A 19,772-nucleotide genomic window follows, 5' to 3' on the forward strand; every position below is an offset into this window, starting at 1 on the left:
AAAAGTGCACAATCAACGAGATAGTTAAGACCTATTATAACCCTAGACTCATTCGGTTTAAGATAGGCTTGTGAAAATTTTAAAACGTTTCGAATAGCCATGACCTAGTCACCAATCTTAGCCACAGTGTTTTTTTTAAATAACTAATCTAATTTGAGCTTAGCGCGTAAACACCAGTAGAACTAATAGCAGTTAAGTGACCCCAGCAAATGAATACTCAATTAACCGTGTTTTACGATGGCTATTGTCCACTTTGTATGGCAGAAATGAACAAGTTAAAGCAGCTCGATAAACACGCTACCCTCGGATTTGTGGATATTCAAACGCCGGCCTTTGCCCGTGACTATCCCCATTTAAGCTGGTCAGCCTTGAACGCTCGGATTCATGCGCAGTTGCCGGATGGCAGTTTAATTAGCGGCTTAGATGTGACCTATCTAGCGTGGAAATTAGTTGGTAAAGGTTGGATTTATGCGCCACTGCGCTGGCCTGTAATTCGATGGTTTGCAGATAAGGCTTATTTGGTATTTGCTAAACACCGCTACACTCTGTCTTTCTGGTTAACTGGCAAACGACGATCTGTCGCTGCCAATGACTGTGAAGTGTGCCGACCAAACAAGGAGGAGAGACCGTGAATATCCAACACAAAGCTTTGGTCATCGGTGCCTCAGGGGGAATTGGTGAAGCAATATTGGGTGAACTTGTAAAAGCCCAAAAACACTCTGAAGTGCACGGTATCTCTCGCTCTTTACCAGCGAACCTTATTGAAGAGGTAAACTACCACGGCATCGCTGAGCACAATGAAACCAGCATTAGCGCATGCTGCCACAAGCTAGCTCAATTAGGCGGCCTCTTTTCTACGGTTGTGTGCTGCATTGGCACCTTGCATGACAAAACCGTTTCTGGGGTGAACATTCAGCCGGAAAAACGCTTAGAGGACGTACATGCTGAGCAATTGCACCATTACTTCCACGTTAACACAATTATCCCCGCGCTTTGGTTAAAAGCACTTGAGCCCCTTGTGAAAGGTCAACATCAAGCCAAAGTCATATTTTTAACGGCAAGAGTAGGCAGTATCAGCGACAACCGCCTTGGAGGTTGGTATGGCTATCGCGCCTCAAAAGCAGCCTTAAATATGTTGATTAAAAGTGCTCAAATTGAGCTGCAACGACGTGCAAAAAACGTGACCTTAGTGAGTTATCACCCAGGAACAGTAGATACCTCATTATCTAAGCCCTTTCAGTCAAATGTTAAAGCTGAAAAACTCTTCAGTGCACACTTTACCGCTCAGCAATTATTGTCTCAACTTGATGATTTGCATGCACAAGATGGCCCTTACTACCTTGATTGGCAAGGAAAAACGATACCTTGGTAGGCCTGTAAAGTTTTTTTGCTATTTTTTTTAAACGCGATTACTGAAGCAAAAGACTTTTTTATTGGGTGCTGTTAACATCAGCGCCAACTACAATAATAATACAGGTAATTACATGGGCGCTTCTCGCGAACAATTTGGCTCTCGCCTCGGATTTATTTTAGCTGCTGCAGGCTCAGCAGTGGGTATTGGAAATCTCGTTGGATTTCCCGTTGGTGCCGCCAAAAATGGTGGTGGTGCATTTCTAGTAATGTATGCCCTATTTGTATTTTTTATTTGTTTACCTGTGATGATCGCCGAAATGACCACTGGCCGCGCGAGCCAAAAAGATCCTCTTGGTGCCTACACTGCATTATCTAATGCAAGCCCCGGTTGGCGCTTAGCAGGTTGGTTATCCATTATAACGCCCTTCATGATTGCTGTGTTCTATCTAGTTATTACCGTGTGGATATTTGGCTACTTGGTTGAGTCCGTTCTAGGTAATTTAGATGTGCTGGCCCAAGCCGACACATTCGGCGCGTTTATTTCTGGCAATAGTTTATTTGCTTACATGGCAGGTGTATTGGCGCTGGTGTATTTAATTTTACAAGGGGGCGTAAAAGAAGGTATCGAAAAAGCAGCAAAAATTTTAATGCCTGCCTTATTTTTCATGCTGTTGGTGCTGGTTGTATTTGTCCTGACTCGCGACAACGCCTTTGCGGGGGTTGAATATTATCTTGTTCCGGATTTCGATAAAATCAATGCTGGAGTGGTAAACGGCGCGTTGTCACAAGCCTTTTTCTCTTTGTCTTTGGGTATGGGGATTATGGTCACTTATGGTAGCTATATTGATAAAAAAGCCAATTTACCCACTTCTGCTAAGCTGGTTGCATTGACGGATACCGCCGTTGCCTTTGCTGCCGGTTTAATGATTTTACCTGCTATTTTTTCGTTTAATCCTAATGTAAACCCAGATGAACTAAGCGAATCGTCTATCTCGATGATTTTCTCTTATTTGCCACAAATCTTCTTAGAACTGCAAAATTCATTAGGTTATGTAGGCGCAAGCATCGTCGCTAGCTTATTCTTTTTATTGGTCTTTTTTGCTGCAATTACCTCTTTAGTTTCAATCTTTGAAGTGCCTGTAGCGTCCCTTATGAGTGAGAAAAACTACAGTCGAAAAGGGTCATTATTATTATGTGGCGCGCTACTGGTGATATTCTCTTTGATGTGCGCATTTTCTTTCGGCTTTTTTGACTTTTTCTCTAACTTTATGCATTACGCCGGCTCATCTAAGTCATTTTTTGATTTAGTTTATGATGTGTTTTACGACACTATCTTGCCCTTAAACGGTTTGTTGATTTGTTTATTTGTGCGCTATCGCTGGAAGAAAAAAGGATTTAATGAAGAACTTGAACAAGGTGCGCCAAGCTTCAAAGGCAGCCTGTTAGAACGTTATATTAACTTCTCTGTTGGCACCTTTATTCCATTCATTTTATTTGTCATTTTTATCAATACGGTGGCGCTGAAATTTTTTGGTACCGCGCTAATTGGTTAAGCACTCAACATAACAAACAACAAGGCCAAGCTTTTGCTTGGCCTTGTTGTTTGTACCTGAGCAAAATCCCTAATTAAGCATGTCGTAAGGGCTGGGATAGTTGAGCACGATCCCTAGGGTTTGACAGGTCCAGCTTGCGTTAATTTGTTTTCCAGTTGAAGGGTGCAACTCTTCGATAAATTCGGGCAAAGGCAATGCAAGTTTAGCGCATGCCCAGTGATAGTAATCACGGCGACTAGGGTGATCATGAGCACATAAGTGGTAAATATGCCCATAAGCCTCATTACGAATGATACTTTCAATAGCTTGGATGACATCTTGTTGATGAACCAAATTAACATGTTGCGAACCAAGAGCAATATCATGACGACCCGCTAAGTACTTAGCGGGATGCCGGTCTTGGCCTACCAGTCCGGCTAACCTGAGTATGCAGGCCTGCTGCGCAAACTCGGCCACTACATGTTGCTCGATAATCTTATGGGCCTTGGCTGACTCAGTGACTGGCGCTATACAACTCCGCTCATTGAGCTCACCTTCTAACTCGCCATAAACTGCGGTTGTACTGATAAAAATAAGCTTACTCACTCCTTGTAGGCGAGCTTGAGTAATGAGCTGGCAGATGTTTTTAATATATGATGCTGCTTGAATTTGTCGACCACCCGGAGGCAAGTTAACGATAAGCAAAGAAGATTGAACAATTAACGAAAAGCCGTCACTTTGACATGCATCACCTAAGTGATAGATAAGCCCTTGAAAACCTTGCTGCTGAAAAACAAAGCGCTTCTCTTCAGAACGAGTTGTGGCCACAATACTGTGACCACATTGATATAATTGTTGAGCAAGAGGTTGGCCTAACCAACCGCAACCCACGATAGATATTTGCATGACATAATGACTTAGACCCTAAAGCCCTAAATTATCACATGGCCTGTGGTCTTGTCTTAATTTGCACCACGTCCAAGTCAGATAGTGCACTTATTGAGTCCTGTAATTTTTCTTCTACTTCATCAATGGCTACCAAGCTTAAACACAAGGAATCAGCTCTCGCTTCTAATGCGCTACTTTGAAACTCTACTCGCTGTTCAATGCTTTGCCCAAACCGCTCCATTTTACGCTCAAAAGCATCCATATCGCCGCCGCTAAATAATATTTCACTACCAATAGAAATGAGTAGGTGGCCCATAGAGTTTGAGACTACTTGTTCTATGACATTCTCAAATTCGTCCTCCCAGTCTTGCCCTAAAAAATTACCGTCATTGAAACTATCCGAATTTAAACGTATTTCGCCATTACTGGCGTAAAAATTCATGTGAATTTGATCGCCTAACTCATCCAGTTTGCTAGTTAAATCATGAATTGCATCACTTTCACCACCAAGCAACTCATAGAAAACCTCGTTAACGGTGACACTGGCCAATTTTATAGCATCGCTCGCTATGGCGGCCGCTTGAGGAGCTGCAGCATAAATACCCGCATAATAATCAGAAACTAAACTTTGTTGGTAACGAGATAACGCAATTTTTTCGCCATTAACAAAAAGTTGGTTGGCTTGATTAATCACGATTTTGCTGTGATCGTCAGTTTCAATACTCAACACACTCTTTTCTAATTGAAGGCTACCCTCAAAACTAATGTCGCATTCGTTCGCCGCAGCGTAAGTAGTAGTGGTTAAAGTCAATAAGCCAGCCAGTAATAAGGTACGCATGATATTCTCCAAGAGCGTTTTTTGATTAATATGACTTAACTAGAGCAAAGCCTAAGCCAACTATTTTTATTCATATTTATCAATAAGTTGCCCTGCGCCATTACCTTATATTTGCTGTAAACATTAAAGTAAGTAGCGTAATTGACGAATTATTAGTGTAAAAGACAATACTCTTGGTTTTAATATAGATGGCAGCTAAATACGCTAAAAATATGGGAAAAAATTGTCATAGGCCCTGAAGATAGCTTACAATTTGACGTACATTCATAGGCACTAGCGTCTTAAGGGTAAATTTAATGAGTAACTGGGTCGAACCACTGATTTTTTTGTTAATGGTAATTTCATTTGTACTAGGTGTTAGCAGTATTATTATGGGCGTATTTGCTCAGCCTGCCGCTACCGCATCGATGAAAACCAAAGTTGAATACGGCTTTTTCGGTTTGACTGGTTTAGTGCTTTGCGCGGTATTTAGTTACGCTTTAGCCATCGCTTAGCTTTTAGCGTTATTCTAGGGCCTGTCGCTCATACGTTGATAGGCTCTTAGTTTGAAAACAGGCAAAATAGCCAATAGATGGTCAAATATATCAGCCTGTATCCCTTCATAGTTAACCCAATTTTTATCTGCACTAAAACAATAGATCTCTAAAGGTAAACCCAATTCGGTAGGTGGCAACTGCCTAACCATTAACGTCATGTCTTGATTCAATTTAGGATGATTGGCTAAATATGCCTGCACATAGGCGCGCAACGTGCCTATATTGGTTAAGCGTCGGCTATTGACTAAGTCTTGTGTATCGATTTTTTGTTCGCTATGAAAGGCTTGCAGTTCATCTTTTTTCTTTTGGATATAGGTTTTGATAAAGCGAATTTTCGCGAAGTCTTCTAACATCTGCTCATCGCAAAACTGCACACTTTGCACATCAATATTGATCGCACGTTTTATTCGCCGTCCACCGGATTCACTCATTCCTCGCCAGTTTTTGACTGGCTCTGCGATTAACGCGTACGTCGGGATGGTGGTGATGGTTTTGTCCCAATTTTGTACTTTAACCGTAGTTAAACCCACTTGTAGCACTTCACCATCGGCTTCAAATTTTGGCATCGATATCCAATCGCCGGTATTGACCATGCGATTAGCCGCTATTTGAATACCTGCAACAAAACCTAAAATCGTATCTCTGAAAAGTAACAGTAATATAGCAGTGACTGCACCCAAACCAGACAAAAGTAATAAGGGCGACTTATCAAGTATACTGGATATCACCAGTACCAAAGCAACGATGATGACAAACAATTTACCTACTTGAATAAAGCCGGTAATAGGTGCCTTTTTGGCTAAGTTCGACGCGTTATAGGTATCTTCGATGGTGTTTAACAGCGCACTTATCATTCTCACCATGGTGATCAGCGCATAAATAATCGCTACTTTTTGCAAGAAGTTGAGTAAAAGCGGACGACTAATAAACAAAGGGCAAAGCGTGTGGATCAATAAAGCAGGTGCTAAATGGCTGGCCCGACGAAAGAAGTTATGTTTGTGTAATTCGTCATCGAAAGTATTTTTAGTACGCAGTATCAACTGCGTCACATTGCCGCTTAAAAACACGCGGGTCATTTTAAAGCTAAGCCAAGCAAGACAGAAAATAACAAACAAGGCGCTAAGCTGAAATAACAAACCAGTCTGCGTCACCTTAATGCCAAAGTAGGCAAAACTATCGATAAAGGCTTGCGTTATGAGGTCGTTAGCTTTCACTGGGTTTTCCATCTAGGTTGCAAATTAATTGATCTTTTTCGAGCCATACGTGGTTTAGCCATGACTGAAAATTTATGCGAAACTGCTCATTCTCAAAATAGTCACCAATAATGCCTTCTTGCACATCTAACACTTTAACTCTTAATACAACTTTGCTCAGCTTACCGCCTAACATCGCCAACATGGCGCTACCTTTGGTATTGGGATACACAATGGTCACATCCAAAATACTGGTAAACAACTCCCCCATAGCCGCTAGGGTAAACGCAATCCCCCCTGCTTTTGGCGGCAAAAGTTTTTGATAGGGGCTTTGCCGAAGACGATGTTTTTCGCTGGTAAAGCGGCTGCCTTCAACAAAGTTAATTACTGTGGTCGGCATCTTTTTAAATTTTTCACAAAATTGTTTTGTGGTTTCAATATCTTTGCCCTTTAAATGCGGATTTTTGGCAACAAACGCACTGCTATAGCGGCGCATGAAAGGCATATCTAAGGCCCATGCTCCTAAGCCCACAAAGGGCAGCCAAATCAGCTCTTTTTTAAGAAAAAATTTAGGTGCCGGGATCCGATCGGCGGCAAATTCAGTCAAGATAACAATATCCAACCAACTTAGATGATTTGGCATCATCAAATACCATTCGTCTTTACTCAGCTTGCCTTCAACCACATAGTCAAATTGGATACGATTGGTCTGTTTAATCAATTTCACACTGAGCTTGCCAAACGCACACAACATAAAATTAATTAATAAATTAACCGGTTTAACCACCACACTGAAGGGTAAGAGCAGTTTGATTATGCCGAATAAAATAATCAACACGCCCCAAAAAGCAATATTGATTAGTTGCAGGCACAGATGCAAAGGAAATAACAAAAAAGCAGGTAGGAAACGCAACATACTACTTTTGGCTCATGGCTAGTTTTTTAAGTTCTTGGTCTTTTTGCTTCCACAATTGGCTAAGCCATACTTGGAATATTTCACGTTGCTCTGGATTGTCAAAATAATCCATACCAAATACGCCGCTATTTACCAGCTCTTCTATTGAAAAGACCGCCACATGAACATTGATTTGGGGCACCCTGCCACATACAAAATCCCAATAACTCGGGATCCCATGTGGGTAGTGTATCGTGATATCTAGTAACTTATGTAACTTATCACCCATTGCACTTAAAACGTAGGCCATGCCCCCCGCTTTAGGATTTAGCAAACATTCCAGAGAGGTGTTTTGTGCCGCATTTTTTTGGGGTGTAAAACGCGTGCCTTCAACAAAGTTCATGATACTGACGGGTTTGAAACGAAATTTCTCGCAGGCCTTGCGCGTTGCCTCTAAGTCTTTGCCTTTTAATTGGGGATGCTTGGCGATAAAAGCTTTGCTATAGCGGCGCATAAATGGAAAATCTAAGGCCCACCACGCCAAACCTAAAAATGGCACCCAGATGAGTTCCTTTTTAAGGAAGAATTTTAAAAATGGAATTTTACGATTAAAAACTCGCTGCAATACCAAAATATCAACCCAAGAGGCATGATTCGCAATAATCAAATACCAATCTTTATGGGTTAAACCATCAACGCCGCTGACATTAAAATGGGTTCTCGAAAATAGATTTTGATTGAGCTTATTAATACTGATCCAAGCAGTAGCGCAGCCGTCTAAGAAATACGATAAAAACGTACGCCAAGGCTTAATGGGGATAATCTTCAAAATCGACATGATCAAGATTGGCGTAACCCAAAAAACAGTATTAATAAAATAAAAGAGGGATGATAAAATTCCGATAAATACGTGCATAACTGCCAAAAATAACCTAACTTCGTCAAAAACAGCAGCAAGTGTAAACCAAAACGGTGTTTAAGCAGTAGCAAAAAATCATCTGAGGCAGGATGCTATTGCTTGTTTTTAGACAAGTTACGGCTAGACGAGTGCGTAGCCAAAATCTTTAAGACATTTGGCTAGCGAATTATCCGAAAGATCTAATTTAGTTCGTCATTAGGCCAGTATTTGGTTCCTTTTATCGTTGCTTGCAAGGCTAATCCATTTTTAGTGATTTGATAAATGGTCATATTGTCCACCGTTACTTCACCACCTGCAGCGCCGCCTTTTTCTCCCGCTTTTGCCGCTGCATCCGCTTGAGCACCAAAAGCCCAGCCTTGATTTACAAATCGATCTAACACCGCTTGATTGTGGAAAATAAAGATAACGCGAAAGTCTTTAACGCCTGCGCCTATACCTAGGCCCACTTCTGCCATTTTCATATACGTTTGCGCACCTGTAGCATTATTTTTAACCACACCATAACCACCACCAAAACTGGCTAACAGCACATTAACGTTAGTGTTATCAAACACCGCATATCCTGCAGCACTCATAATTTGCTGTTCAACACTGGGCTTTAACACAAACAACTCATCAAGGACCTTAGCCCGCATTTCCAGTACCACTTGGCGCTGCTGATTGACGTTTTCACCTGAACTACTTGCGCAGCTCGATAGGCCTAAACACATCAAAACAAAAGCTAGACTACGATAACAATTTACTACTTGCATACTCTTCTCCTCGGGTTTGGCGCTTTTCAACCATGACTCAACATTGTTTTGGCATGAATAAAAATCCGCTTTGTCCAAGCAGAAGCAATTATCAATCCAAGCTTTATGTAAACCCTGCTGAGTTTGCAGATTATCTAAGTGCGCCGCTTCACCCCGACCGGAAAATGCAGTGTGACAAGCGGATAAATACTGGCTTTGCGTGGCAGTGAAGCTAAACTCAGCGATGCAAATAAAGGCTAGAGCATAGGCACATAGAGGCTCATAGTAGCGTGACGCCAACACGCTTCTGCCGCGTTATTCGGTACCACGCTATGCATCACTCTTGATATTGTTACTTTTTCACTACGGATAAAGGTAAATCTTACACAGATGCGTTGACGTTTTTTCTAGCTCGCTATGTATGTACTTGCTAGCCCCAATATCACGTTATTTCATTACATACGTTTGCAACAAATCGCCATTGATAGTCGCTACGATTACACTGGCTTCAATGTAATAAAAAATCAGGAAAAACGGAGTGAGCCAATTTAACGGTTATTTCAGGATGATAAAAAGTGCCCTTTTATATGGGTTAATTACTTATAGCTCGGCGGCTTCAGCCACACCGATTGAACGAGTAGAACCGCTCTTTTGGTGGACCGGTATGGCAAATCAACAAGTGCAACTCATGGTATACGGTGAAAACATTGGTCGAACCACGGTCACAACCTCCTATTCAAATGTCACTATTCTCAATACCGAGCAGGTGGACAATCCGAATTATCTGTTTGTCACCTTAGATATTGCCCCAGACACTCAACCTGGACAACTTACTCTGGAATTTTATAGCCCGACAAGTAGCAGCCCATTTCGCTATTTATATGAACTAAAAGCCCGCGAAGCTGGTTCCGCTGAGAGACAGGGATTTAATCAAAGCGATGCCATCTATTTGTTGGTACCTGACAGATTTGCCAACGGTGATCCCACAAACGATGCCAGTAAAGAGACCCTTGAGTTGCCCAACAGGAGTGAACCGAATGGTCGCCATGGTGGCGATATTCAAGGTATAAGCAATGCACTGAGTTATCTTCACGATATGGGGTTTACCCAGATCTGGTCAACGCCTTTAACAGAGAACAATAGTGGCGCATATTCGTATCATGGTTATGCCGCAACCGATTTATATCGCATTGATCCTCGCTTTGGCAACAATGCCACATACCGCGACTTTGTTAGTAAAGCGAAAGTACAGGGCATTGGCGTTATTAAAGATATAGTGTTGAACCATATTGGTATCGAACACTGGTGGATGAAAGATGTGCCCGACGCCAATTGGATCAATAACAACGCTGCTTTTAGCCCTACTAATCATGCTCGTCAGACCGTGCAAGATCCTTACAGCGCCAACATCGATAAAAGCGCTTTTGTCGCAGGTTGGTTTGTGCCCACCATGCCCGACTTAAATCAACAGCACCCTTTGTTAGCCACCTACCTGATCCAAAATAGTATTTGGTGGATTGAATACGCCGGACTATCTGGCATACGCGAAGACACTTATAGCTATGCAGACAAAACCTTTTTGAGTCAGTGGGCCAATAGCATACTGAACGAATACCCTAATTTTACTATGGTTGGTGAAGAGTGGAGTGCTAATCCGCTGATTGTGGCTTATTGGCAACAAGACAAAACAAACATCGATGGATATGAGGGCACAATGCCCAGCATGATGGATTTTCCGAATTACTATGGGATGTTGGCTGCGCTAAACGAAGAAGAAAGCTGGGATACAGGCTGGATTAAACTTTATCAATCATTAGCTAATGACGGTATTTATCCAGACCCTACAAAACTGGTGCTATTTGAAGGCAATCACGATACTGCCAGACTCTTTTCATTACTCGATGAGGACGTCCACAAATTCGCACAAGCCATGGTATTGATGACGACCTTACCCCGTATTCCACAGTTTTTTTATGGCACAGAAATCCTGATGCAAAGCCCCAAACAACGAGATGATGGGCTGGTGCGCAGTGACTTTCCAGGTGGTTGGGATGAAGATGCAAGGAGTGCCTTTACAGGCCAAGGTTTAAGTGCACAACAACGCCAAGCACAATCTTTGCTAAGCCGCCTTTTAAACTATCGTAAAAATAATCTTGCAATTAGTCATGGCAGCATGACGCATTTTTTTCCACAAGATGGCGTTTATAGCTATGTTCGAGGGGAAAAGCACGGTTCAACACATAATCAGCTATGGGTGTTTTTGAGTAAAAATGACCAGCCAGTGGCCCTTGATAGCGCTCGCTATGAAGAGCTTGCACCTGATACCTGTTTGTTTACTGATGTTCTGAGCGGCCAACAGTATTCTGGGCTAAACGAAGTCAGTATTCCTGCGCGGGCTTGGCTAATGTTGGAATGTCAGCCAAAATAGCAACAATTGTCATGTTAGCTTAATTGATGGACGGCGTGCTCAGTAATCTTCTCAACATTTTTTGGCGCTTTTTTGCTTTGGGCTGTATTAGCTTTGGAGGCCCCGCGGCGCATATTGGCTATTTTCAAGCGACCTTTGTTAAACGTTTAAAATGGCTAAGCCAAGAAAATTACGCCACGCTTGTGGCCGCCAGTCAATTTTTGCCCGGCCCAGGATCCAGTCAGGTGGGTTTTGCAATTGGCTTACACCGAGCGGGTCTAGCTGGAGGCCTCACTGCTTTTTTAGGTTTTACCTTACCCTCATTCTGTATCATGTTGGCACTTGCTAATTACATGCACTCACCCACTGCAGCTCAGTGGGTTCACAATATCATTGCGGGCCTCATGTTACTTGCCGTGGCTGTGGTTGCTGACGCCATATTGACCATGGCCCAACAATTTTGCCGTACTGTTGTTACGCGATGGATGGCATTGACTGTTGCTGTAATTCTCTTGTGTTTTAATAGTGTTTATTCACAAATTGTGCTGTTGAGTGTGGCCGCATTTATCGGATTCGTTGGGCAAAGGCATTTTGCCAGGGGTGCAATTTTGGCGCCCGTGCAGCGCCGTTATGTTAAGACCACAATTGCATTGACGATATTTGTCATATTATTTATTGCCAGTGCTTTAGTTCGCTATTTTTACCCCGATATGGCCCTCGGTGTTTTTGATATCGCGGGGCGGTTTTATCAAAGTGGTAGCTTAGTATTTGGTGGTGGACATGTGGTGTTACCTTTATTGCAACAAAACCTCGGGACTAGCGTTACGCCTGATTCATTTTTACTTGCTTACGGGGCGGCGCAAGGAGTGCCAGGCCCGATGTTTAGTATTGCCACGTTTTTAGGGGCGAACATGATGCCGGACTCTCCTTTAACAGGAGCCTGCGTGGCAACAATAAGCATATTCTTGCCTGGCTTATTACTCATGTATGCCCTGCATCAACAATGGGCGGTATTGTCAGCTCGTCCCGCATTTAATGGCGCAATGACCGCCATTAACGCTGCCGTTGTTGGTTTACTGTTTAGTGCTTGGGTCAACCCAATGGTAAGTCACGCAGTGCAACAATACAGTGATGCGCTGCTTATCCTCGTTTTATTGGTGTTATACCGTTTTTTAAAATGGCCGGTACTACTGATAATGCTGCTGGCCTGTGCTTATACCTCCATCTTGCGGTAAGTTTCCTGTGTAGCAAGCGCCGTGCAGCATAGTAAGCCCTACTCTCATGTAAACGAATCGGCTAATTTCAACGATCTAATCATTATAAAATGTTCTGACCTTTTTCGGGATCCCGCGCTTCTTTAGCTTGCTGACGGATATCATCGGCATCACTGGCGAGATCTTCTTCATGCTCATTGTCTTGTAAATCAATGGACGAATCGTCGATGATAGGTTCGTGGCTAATCATCGGTGTAGGTTTCACATTAAGACTTTTGTCGGCTTCAGTTGCTTGATGCACCACAATGCCTTGGGGGAATATAATCTCGCGGGCATCATCAGGCATACTTATGCCACGTTTTTCGAATTCTCGCATAATGGTTCGCATTAAAAACGATGAGACCTTCAACAAACTATGACTATGGGTATTAATCCAAAAATACACTTTAAGGTTCACTGTCGATGAAGCCAATACGTCAACCAGCACCTGTGGCTCTGGGTCTTGCAACACTGCATCAGTATTGTTTAGGACGTCCATGGCAATTTTTTGCGATTCAATAATACTGGAGTCATAACCGATACCAATCACAAACTTGCCCCGAGACTTAGGATTAGCGGTGAGATTGCGAATAATATTTTTATACACTGTGGCGTTAGGAATTTGAATATGATCACCATCAAAATCCACCAAGGTCGTTGCTCTTGCCGTTACCTGTTTAACCACCCCTATACGACCTTCGACTTCAATAACGTCATCAATTTTAAAGGGTTTCTGAATACTCAAAAGTAAGCTTGAAATAAAATTTTCGGCTATATCTTTAAAAGCAAAACCAATTATTAAGCCAATCACCCCAGTACCCGAAAGCACGGCTACTGCAAATTCACTTAAACCAGCAAATCGTAAAAATAAATAAAATCCAAAGAGAATAAACAGGATGCTAATCAGCCGCCGTGTGACTAAGCGGATCAATTGACTGGTACTGACAAAAGAAATTGGTCTAACTAACAATTCTGAAAGTGGGCGGGCAAGTATAAAAATCAAAATGAACATCGCCAGCCCAACACCTATCATCGGTAACTTTTGTAAAAAAAGCTGCCAATTTAATTGCATGTCGTGCCAAATTAGGCTGGTTTCTTCCGTGACAGACGGGTCGCCAAGAGGAGTAAATAAACTACCTTCTTCTTTTGTGTCATTTGTCTCATTCTGCTGATCTCCATCAAGTGTCTGGGTTTGAATGGAGTTTGTCGTATCGAACAGTTGCAGTGACTGCGCAAACAAGGACTGAGTGATTAAAACACATAACAAAAGTAATGGCAGAGGCTTAAGCATGGTGTTGCTTCCTAAAGAAATACGCATAGAGATCGAAAATCAATTTCGAGCACAATAATCTATTTACATTATCGATGGTACAGCCCTCGTTCTCAACGTGATAGAGGCTTAGCATTGCAGCGCGTAAGGCACAGCAATGCCTGTTTTGCTAAACCACAGCATGCTCACCGAGGTCTTCAGGTTCAATAGTGGCGCCAGTAGCCAGTTTTATTTTGCCTGTGATGCTTGCGTCTTGGGTCCAGATTTCAGCATTGTTGAGGTCAAAGCGCATCATTAATAAACTGTCGTCCTCTTTGCCCTTTTCATACCATGCTTCAACACCGCTTGACCAAAACTTATCTATCAGTGAGGTATCTGATTCTTCAGACAGTTGGCCTAACATGCAAGCGAAGAGATCATGACCTTTGCTAACGAATTGAATCATGGATTTGCCACCCGTGGCGACTCTGTTGTCTTTGGTGGTATAGATCCACAGTGAATGTGGCTTGGATTTATCGACGTGCGCGTGCATTGGCTCACTATGTTGGTCAGCTTGGCTTAAACCCACCATAACAAAACCTTGCTCAGCAATATTATCCCATAACTCTTTTTTAAGTTCGTTCGACATATCGTACTCCTCTCATTTTAAGTTTTGACAATAATGGCCTTTACGTAGGCCCATAGATAACTAACTGCACAAAGCGATCCAGCCATTTTTAAATTAAAAATAAACATAAAATACAATTACTTATAAAGAGAATTAGGATTGAAGCCAATTAAATACGCTTTTTAATGATGGGCGGAACGTGAAAAATTTACAGAGTGGCGTCGTAAGTTCGAAAGAGCAGATGGCTCCTATACCCTCCACTGCAGATCAGAAAATAACGCTTTTTACCCCGAGTTAACGCTTCAACGCAGGATTTTTTTAAGCGTTACCTTACTGACACGCATCCATAGGGCCGCATAAGCCACCCGCTTGTAAGATCGAAATTGATCTAATTCACTTGTAATTTCGTTTTATCTACAGCACACTACATGTCACAAGTGTCTTATTTGTCACATTTAACCAAGTTATGTTTATTTATTGAATGAATGAGGTCAATATGTTTTTCAACCGTGCCAAAGCCACCCCACCAGAGTTAGATCCAAACCATCTAGCCTTAAGATATTTAGTTAAGTCGATTGAAAATTATGTTGCGACAATTTCATTCACTCCTGAAGGAAAAGTCATTTCAGCTAACCCTCTCTTTCTCGCAGCGACGGGTTACAGCCTAGAAGAAATTACCAATCAACATCACCGTATGTTTTGCCCTGCTAGTGTGACAAATACCCTGCAATATCAAGATTTTTGGCGAAAATTGCGAGAGAAAAATCAATTGTCTGGCACCTTTCTAAGGAAAACCAAAGCTGGCGATGATTTATGGCTTGAAGCAACTTACTTTCCTGTCACTGATGACTCCGGTTCATTGTTATACATCTATAAGATCGCTTCAGATGTGACTAAAAAGCAACAAGAATATTACCGATTGCGTGGAGTGGATGCTGCGCTGAATGCCTCGATGGCAATTATTGAGTTTACGCCAAAAGGCGAAATAATTACGGCTAACGATAATTTTTTAAAAACCATGGGTTATAACTTGAATGACATTATTGGCAAACATCACCGTATGTTTTGTGATGACAAGTTCTACCAAGATAATCCCAACTTTTGGTCTGAATTAGCCAATGGCAGACTCAATACCGGTTTATTTGAACGCCGCACCGCCAGTGGCAATACAATTTGGCTTGAAGCAACTTATAACCCCATCGTTGATGATAATGGTCAAGTATGCAAAATCATTAAGTTTGCTGCAGATACCACCGAGCGAGAAAGCCGCAATAAAGCGGTTATTCAAGCTGCAGAACTTTCATTTTCGACCGCCGAAGAAACGGCACAAATAGCCAGTAGTGGGGCAGACTTGTTGGCTAAATCAGTGCATGACTCAAATGCGATTGTAGAGCAAGTTAATCAAACTAATCAGTTATTAGAACAATTAAACGAGCAATCTAAAAATATTGTCGCCATCGTTTCCACCATTGGTAGCATTGCGGATCAAACTAATCTGCTAGCGTTGAACGCGGCGATTGAAGCGGCTCGGGCGGGTGAACAAGGTAGAGGGTTTGCCGTTGTTGCAGACGAAGTCAGACAACTGGCAGCCCGAACCAGTAAATCGACCGCTGAAATTGAACAGGTTGTTAAAACAAACGAGGGTTTAACATCAAAAGTGAACGACTTTATGGCTAAAGTGCGATCCAGTACAGAGCTCAATAACAACCAAATATCGCAAGTATCAAATGTTATTAGCGAGATAAGAGAGGGAGCATTAAACGTTTCTAAGACGGTATCTAAATTACTGTAAGTAGGTAGTAACTACATTTGCCTGTTGCTTCTGGACAGGCAAATGTAGTTCGTCATCCCATGATATTAAAATTGATAACCTAGTTGAAATATAAGGCCGCTTCCAGAATCGTATTTTCCATTACCGGTCACCGCAGCAATACCCAAATTGGTACCGCCTGCGGATATTCCATTGAAAAAATAGTAATACCCAATGCCTACCCCATTGACGATTTCGCTTTGATTATAATCTGTGCGCTCTGACCCTACAGCGCCAAGATAAACACCTAAACCATGGTTATTGGAGTCTGCGCCAAATAAATCGGTTTTAATCCAGCCAAGACCAGCACCACAGGTATAACCCGCATAAGTGCTATAACCTAAACACCCTACTGATAGGTACTTCATATCAACATCAGATAGCATGCTGACATTCGCGCCGACTCCACTGTACAGTGTGCCTAAACCTAGCCCAAAAGAATAAGAGCCAGCGGCATTGGCCTGGCCCGCAGCTAACAGCAGAGAAATAATAGAAAGCGACTTTACAATAAACGTCATGAACATCCTTTTTGGCAATAGATAATGACCAATATGCTTAAAAAACGAGAGATAGGTTATAAATATTACCCTGTTTATGACTTCAATACCGCTTATTATTTTTGCTTCATGTCGCTTTTTGCGGCCTACGCAAATTTTCAAATAGCGAAGGCTCCCATGGGCGCATGGCCATCAGCAAACCAAAGTGTTGTCGTTGGTGTAAAGGCAAATCAGCATCTTCTTGATTAAGCACAGCGGCTTCTTTAGTGAGCTGATTGAGTTTGCGTTGAATGATATCGATAGAGGTTTGTGAATACCGCCCACGTAAATAAAAGCGAAAGGTCCACGGCTCTTCTTTTTTGGGTGCCATAAATTTAACCATCACCTCTTGCTCCATAAATTTTTCTAAAGGGCCGCCAGGGATCCAACGAAAATCCTGAGCAATAAGGGATTTAAAATGATTGTTGGGCAATAAACTGATAATTTTAAGCCTATCTAAGCGAGCGAGTAAGCGGATACACTCATGTTTATCAATGGCATAATAGTCAATTATTTCATCAAAGGTCCAAGCATCTCGCACGCACACAGCCACCAGCAGAAGCTTGGTATCGGCTAATAGTTCCATCTCTTGTTCTTTAGTTAACTGGCTTAACTGCTGGGTTTGTTTTTGCGCAATGATGAATAAGTCAGACAAACTCATTTGCAGTAATTCACAAATTTGCTCAAGCCGCTCCAAGGTAAAGCTATTGGTGGAAAATATCCGTTTAATATTGGCTTCGCTCATATCGAGCTTTTCAGCAATATCTTTATAGGTGAGTTGGCGCTCACGAAGCAACTGCTTTAAGGTATTGCGAATTTGATTAATTTGGCTCATTTTTACTCACTAGTAGCGTATTACTATACTTTTGGTGTTGCTTTAGTATACATATTTCAAGGTCGTTTACAGTAGTGCTACCTAAGCATATTGTTGTTTCGTCTGATGTCAGACGCAACTTAACAAGGACTTACCATGAAATTGTTTAACGCATTATTTGTTCTTAGCCTTTCTTGTAGCACCTTTACCTTACACGCTGAGGGTTCAGTCAATCACAGCGCTCAAGCGAGCAAACACAGTGTATTAGCTGTCACAGAGGGCGTAGCGTCAACAGCTAAAGTCGCCAGTGTAGTAGTGGCAGCACCTTTAGTAATTGCCGGCGGGGCCAGTTTGGCTACCGGCAGTCTTATCGCTGAATCTGGCAATAAGATTAAAAGCAGCCATGCCCACCAAGGCCCACTAGTTATCAGTGAAACAACTGTTACCGCAGATCCTGCCCCCAACCAAGTTATCATTATCCAAAACACCACGACTCAACACACTGGTAAGGAGTAAGTGATGAATATCAAACATCTTGTGATGTTTGCCGGCTTAGTGGTGACTACTCTGTCACCACTAGCCGAAGCAGGCAGCAAAGCAAATCAAGCGCCAAGCCACGAACCACAGCAAATAGTGAGTTTTGCCAAAGATGTTGAAAAATATGCTGCAGCACAAGGCGCGCGAGCCTTTATTATAGCCAGAGTAGGCCGTCCCCAAAAAGACTTACCCAAAGGCATTCAGTTTACCCATACCGCTGTGGCGATATATTCAGATATCACCTTAGACAGCGGTGAGGTCATCCAAGGATATGCGATTCATAACTTGTATCAAAAAGACGGTGAAGTAGATAAAAGTCAATTAATCACCGACTATCCGGTAGACTTTTTCTGGGGTGCCCATGACTTAAAAGCTGGGATCATAATTCCGACCCAAGAAATTCAAACTCGACTGATTGCATTAATCAGCGCTGGAGACGATAAGGTATTACACAACGAACGATATTCAGTATTGGCCAACCCTTTTAATTCGCAATTTCAAAATTGCACTGAATATACCTTGGATTTACTCAACGCCGCGATTTATCAAACAACTGATATTCAAAAATTAAAAGCCAATGCCTCGGCTTATTTTACGGCACAACGCGTGCACACTAGCGGCTTTAAGTTAATGTTAGGCTCAATGTTTCAAGACGACATTAGCACCAAAGATCACAAAGGCAAAGTTGCCACTGCTACCTTTACCACTATCGCGAAATATTTAAATCAGTATGGCTTGGTCGATACCATGGTCACTTTTTACAGCGATGGCACGACCCAAATAATCGAAGGCTAGTGTTAGCTGACACCCCAATTTTAATAATGCAAGTGCAATAAGGAATTTCAACATGACATTACACGCCCCAACTAAACCGTATAATTTTGCTTCTATTGCCGCTTTAATCATAGGCACTGGCGCCTATGGCATTGGCTTACTGAATTCAATCATGGCATTAAATGAAAAAGGCTATTACCTCATCACCTTACTTTACGGTTTGTACTCAGTGATCTCATTACAAAAGACCATTCGCGACAAAGCAGAAGGCATTCCAACTACCAACCTGTATTTCATGATTTCGTGGATTTCAACTGCTATTGCCATCGGATTGGTTAACGCCGATATGACATTGAGTGAAAAAGGCTTTTACGCCATGGCTTACACGCTGAGTCTTTTTGCTGCAATTACAGTACAAAAGAACGTACGCGATAAACAACAGGGCAATGTTCAGTCTGACAACTCAGCGCCTCAAGTTGCAGCAACTGAATAGCTTGTGGTCAAGGAAGCAAGGTTTATACTTGTCACAAAATTCGTTGATAAAGCGTAACGATGGAAATCATCAGAAGTAAAAACTTTAGTGCTCCTCAAGCATGGGGAGCACTCGATATCGCCAATATGAATGGCATTACAACCCGTTTACATTGGACCGACAAACCCTATAAATGGCACATTAACGACGGTGAAGAAGTGTTTGTGGTGTTGAGTGGTGTGGTCGACATGTATTACCGCCGCGCTGGCAACGAGCACTGCGCCACCTTACAAGCTGGCGATATTTTTTATGCAACAGTAGGCACCGAACATCTTGCTCACCCACAAGGTGAAGCCAGAATTTTAGTTATCGAAAAACAAGGCAGTATATGAGCAATGAGAAATTTC

General features: G+C 42.3%; 21 protein-coding genes and 1 pseudogene. 12 read left to right on the forward strand and 10 right to left on the reverse strand.

The window, feature by feature from the left end:
* The first annotated feature begins 209 nt into the window (after window positions 1–209).
* The 3 genes from ACEN2L_RS06145 (at window position 210) to ACEN2L_RS06155 (ending at window position 2,906) form a co-directional block, all read left to right on the forward strand.
* Window positions 210–632, forward strand: coding sequence for a thiol-disulfide oxidoreductase DCC family protein (locus ACEN2L_RS06145; protein ID WP_441742530.1), 423 nt, complete (start codon window positions 210–212; stop codon window positions 630–632).
* The gene (locus ACEN2L_RS06150; protein WP_441742532.1) at window positions 629–1,372 is read left to right on the forward strand and encodes an SDR family NAD(P)-dependent oxidoreductase; all 744 of its coding nucleotides are present in this window, start codon (window positions 629–631) and stop codon (window positions 1,370–1,372) included. Before ACEN2L_RS06145 ends, ACEN2L_RS06150 begins: the two co-directional genes overlap by 4 nt.
* A gap of 112 nt (window positions 1,373–1,484) precedes the next feature.
* Window positions 1,485–2,906, forward strand: a complete 1,422-nt coding sequence (locus ACEN2L_RS06155) for a sodium-dependent transporter (RefSeq protein ID WP_306022730.1) — start codon at window positions 1,485–1,487, stop codon at window positions 2,904–2,906.
* A 69-nt stretch (window positions 2,907–2,975) separates the two neighbouring features.
* Here ACEN2L_RS06155 and ACEN2L_RS06160 read toward each other — a convergent pair whose 3' ends face one another.
* Window positions 2,976–3,791 (reverse strand): SDR family oxidoreductase, encoded by an 816-nt coding sequence (locus ACEN2L_RS06160; RefSeq protein WP_441742535.1) that lies wholly within the window; start codon window positions 3,789–3,791, stop codon window positions 2,976–2,978.
* A gap of 34 nt (window positions 3,792–3,825) precedes the next feature.
* Window positions 3,826–4,611, reverse strand: a complete 786-nt coding sequence (locus tag ACEN2L_RS06165) for a DUF2884 family protein (protein WP_441742537.1) — start codon at window positions 4,609–4,611, stop codon at window positions 3,826–3,828.
* A gap of 296 nt (window positions 4,612–4,907) precedes the next feature.
* Here ACEN2L_RS06165 and ACEN2L_RS06170 point away from each other — a divergent pair, with 296 nt between their 5' ends.
* Complete coding sequence (locus ACEN2L_RS06170) at window positions 4,908–5,105, forward strand: hypothetical protein (protein ID WP_306022733.1); 198 nt, start codon at window positions 4,908–4,910, stop codon at window positions 5,103–5,105.
* A gap of 14 nt (window positions 5,106–5,119) precedes the next feature.
* Here ACEN2L_RS06170 and ACEN2L_RS06175 read toward each other — a convergent pair whose 3' ends face one another.
* From ACEN2L_RS06175 to ACEN2L_RS06190, 4 genes are all read right to left on the reverse strand, one after another.
* A complete protein-coding gene (locus tag ACEN2L_RS06175) occupies window positions 5,120–6,361 on the reverse strand; it encodes a mechanosensitive ion channel family protein (RefSeq protein WP_441742539.1) in 1,242 nt (413 codons plus the stop codon).
* Window positions 6,351–7,256 carry an acyltransferase gene (locus ACEN2L_RS06180; protein WP_441742541.1) on the reverse strand — a complete coding sequence of 302 codons (906 nt, stop codon included), beginning with the start codon at window positions 7,254–7,256 and terminating at the stop codon, window positions 6,351–6,353. Before ACEN2L_RS06180 ends, ACEN2L_RS06175 begins: the two co-directional genes overlap by 11 nt.
* Before the next feature lies 1 nt (window position 7,257).
* Window positions 7,258–8,151, reverse strand: a complete 894-nt coding sequence (locus ACEN2L_RS06185; RefSeq protein ID WP_441742543.1) for an acyltransferase — start codon at window positions 8,149–8,151, stop codon at window positions 7,258–7,260.
* Window positions 8,152–8,333: 182 nt separating this feature from the next.
* Entirely contained in the window at window positions 8,334–9,188 is an 855-nt protein-coding gene (locus ACEN2L_RS06190; protein WP_441742544.1) for a YSC84-related protein, read from the reverse strand.
* 235 nt (window positions 9,189–9,423) lie between these two features.
* On the opposite strand from ACEN2L_RS06190, the gene ACEN2L_RS06195 reads away from it, so the two are divergent.
* Both ACEN2L_RS06195 and chrA read left to right on the forward strand, forming a co-directional pair.
* Window positions 9,424–11,313 carry a glycoside hydrolase family 13 protein gene (locus tag ACEN2L_RS06195; RefSeq protein ID WP_441742546.1) on the forward strand — a complete coding sequence of 630 codons (1,890 nt, stop codon included), beginning with the start codon at window positions 9,424–9,426 and terminating at the stop codon, window positions 11,311–11,313.
* Between the two features lie 26 nt (window positions 11,314–11,339).
* A complete protein-coding gene (chrA, locus tag ACEN2L_RS06200; protein WP_441742547.1) occupies window positions 11,340–12,527 on the forward strand; it encodes a chromate efflux transporter in 1,188 nt (395 codons plus the stop codon).
* A gap of 82 nt (window positions 12,528–12,609) precedes the next feature.
* Here chrA and ACEN2L_RS06205 read toward each other — a convergent pair whose 3' ends face one another.
* Together ACEN2L_RS06205 and ACEN2L_RS06210 are read right to left on the reverse strand one after the other, a co-directional pair.
* Entirely contained in the window at window positions 12,610–13,836 is a 1,227-nt protein-coding gene (locus tag ACEN2L_RS06205) for a mechanosensitive ion channel family protein (protein ID WP_441742549.1), read from the reverse strand.
* A 148-nt stretch (window positions 13,837–13,984) separates the two neighbouring features.
* A complete protein-coding gene (locus ACEN2L_RS06210; protein ID WP_441742551.1) occupies window positions 13,985–14,443 on the reverse strand; it encodes a pyridoxamine 5'-phosphate oxidase family protein in 459 nt (152 codons plus the stop codon).
* 475 nt (window positions 14,444–14,918) lie between these two features.
* Here ACEN2L_RS06210 and ACEN2L_RS06215 point away from each other — a divergent pair.
* Window positions 14,919–15,683: pseudogene (locus tag ACEN2L_RS06215) on the forward strand (PAS domain-containing protein); the annotation flags it as partial.
* 105 nt (window positions 15,684–15,788) lie between these two features.
* A complete protein-coding gene (locus ACEN2L_RS06220; RefSeq protein WP_441743095.1) occupies window positions 15,789–16,214 on the forward strand; it encodes a methyl-accepting chemotaxis protein in 426 nt (141 codons plus the stop codon).
* Window positions 16,215–16,279: 65 nt separating this feature from the next.
* Here ACEN2L_RS06220 and ACEN2L_RS06225 read toward each other — a convergent pair whose 3' ends face one another.
* Together ACEN2L_RS06225 and ACEN2L_RS06230 are read right to left on the reverse strand one after the other, a co-directional pair.
* Window positions 16,280–16,750 (reverse strand): hypothetical protein, encoded by a 471-nt coding sequence (locus ACEN2L_RS06225; protein ID WP_441742553.1) that lies wholly within the window; start codon window positions 16,748–16,750, stop codon window positions 16,280–16,282.
* A 106-nt stretch (window positions 16,751–16,856) separates the two neighbouring features.
* Window positions 16,857–17,603, reverse strand: coding sequence for a helix-turn-helix domain-containing protein (locus ACEN2L_RS06230; protein WP_306022742.1), 747 nt, complete (start codon window positions 17,601–17,603; stop codon window positions 16,857–16,859).
* A 135-nt stretch (window positions 17,604–17,738) separates the two neighbouring features.
* On the opposite strand from ACEN2L_RS06230, the gene ACEN2L_RS06235 reads away from it, so the two are divergent.
* The 4 genes from ACEN2L_RS06235 to ACEN2L_RS06250 are packed head-to-tail and all read left to right on the forward strand — an operon-like array spanning window position 17,739 to window position 19,757.
* Complete coding sequence (locus ACEN2L_RS06235) at window positions 17,739–18,098, forward strand: hypothetical protein (RefSeq protein WP_306022743.1); 360 nt, start codon at window positions 17,739–17,741, stop codon at window positions 18,096–18,098.
* Window positions 18,099–18,101: 3 nt separating this feature from the next.
* Window positions 18,102–18,914 (forward strand): DUF2145 domain-containing protein, encoded by an 813-nt coding sequence (locus ACEN2L_RS06240; RefSeq protein WP_441742556.1) that lies wholly within the window; start codon window positions 18,102–18,104, stop codon window positions 18,912–18,914.
* 52 nt (window positions 18,915–18,966) lie between these two features.
* Complete coding sequence (gene yiaA / locus ACEN2L_RS06245; RefSeq protein ID WP_441742558.1) at window positions 18,967–19,386, forward strand: inner membrane protein YiaA; 420 nt, start codon at window positions 18,967–18,969, stop codon at window positions 19,384–19,386.
* Between the two features lie 59 nt (window positions 19,387–19,445).
* A complete protein-coding gene (locus tag ACEN2L_RS06250; protein ID WP_306022746.1) occupies window positions 19,446–19,757 on the forward strand; it encodes a cupin in 312 nt (103 codons plus the stop codon).
* Window positions 19,758–19,772: the final 15 nt, after the last annotated feature.

Source organism: Flavobacterium sp. W21_SRS_FM6, from assembly GCF_052119645.1.
Lineage (GTDB): Bacteria > Pseudomonadota > Gammaproteobacteria > Enterobacterales > Alteromonadaceae > Paraglaciecola.

Bases quoted from the DNA above. Each gene is read 5' to 3' on its own strand.
- ACEN2L_RS06185 (WP_441742543.1), bottom strand. From the start codon at position 8,151: ATGCACGTATTTATCGGAATTTTATCATCCCTCTTTTATTTTATTAAT.
- ACEN2L_RS06240 (WP_441742556.1), top strand. From the start codon at position 18,102: ATGAATATCAAACATCTTGTGATGTTTGCCGGCTTAGTGGTGACTACT.
- yiaA (WP_441742558.1), top strand. From the start codon at position 18,967: ATGACATTACACGCCCCAACTAAACCGTATAATTTTGCTTCTATTGCC.
- chrA (WP_441742547.1), top strand. From the start codon at position 11,340: ATGGACGGCGTGCTCAGTAATCTTCTCAACATTTTTTGGCGCTTTTTT.
- ACEN2L_RS06160 (WP_441742535.1), bottom strand. From the start codon at position 3,791: ATGCAAATATCTATCGTGGGTTGCGGTTGGTTAGGCCAACCTCTTGCT.
- ACEN2L_RS06230 (WP_306022742.1), bottom strand. From the start codon at position 17,603: ATGAGCCAAATTAATCAAATTCGCAATACCTTAAAGCAGTTGCTTCGT.
- ACEN2L_RS06235 (WP_306022743.1), top strand. From the start codon at position 17,739: ATGAAATTGTTTAACGCATTATTTGTTCTTAGCCTTTCTTGTAGCACC.
- ACEN2L_RS06225 (WP_441742553.1), bottom strand. From the start codon at position 16,750: ATGACGTTTATTGTAAAGTCGCTTTCTATTATTTCTCTGCTGTTAGCT.
- ACEN2L_RS06250 (WP_306022746.1), top strand. From the start codon at position 19,446: ATGGAAATCATCAGAAGTAAAAACTTTAGTGCTCCTCAAGCATGGGGA.
- ACEN2L_RS06165 (WP_441742537.1), bottom strand. From the start codon at position 4,611: ATGCGTACCTTATTACTGGCTGGCTTATTGACTTTAACCACTACTACT.
- ACEN2L_RS06210 (WP_441742551.1), bottom strand. From the start codon at position 14,443: ATGTCGAACGAACTTAAAAAAGAGTTATGGGATAATATTGCTGAGCAA.
- ACEN2L_RS06155 (WP_306022730.1), top strand. From the start codon at position 1,485: ATGGGCGCTTCTCGCGAACAATTTGGCTCTCGCCTCGGATTTATTTTA.
- ACEN2L_RS06205 (WP_441742549.1), bottom strand. From the start codon at position 13,836: ATGCTTAAGCCTCTGCCATTACTTTTGTTATGTGTTTTAATCACTCAG.
- ACEN2L_RS06145 (WP_441742530.1), top strand. From the start codon at position 210: ATGAATACTCAATTAACCGTGTTTTACGATGGCTATTGTCCACTTTGT.
- ACEN2L_RS06180 (WP_441742541.1), bottom strand. From the start codon at position 7,256: ATGTTGCGTTTCCTACCTGCTTTTTTGTTATTTCCTTTGCATCTGTGC.
- ACEN2L_RS06170 (WP_306022733.1), top strand. From the start codon at position 4,908: ATGAGTAACTGGGTCGAACCACTGATTTTTTTGTTAATGGTAATTTCA.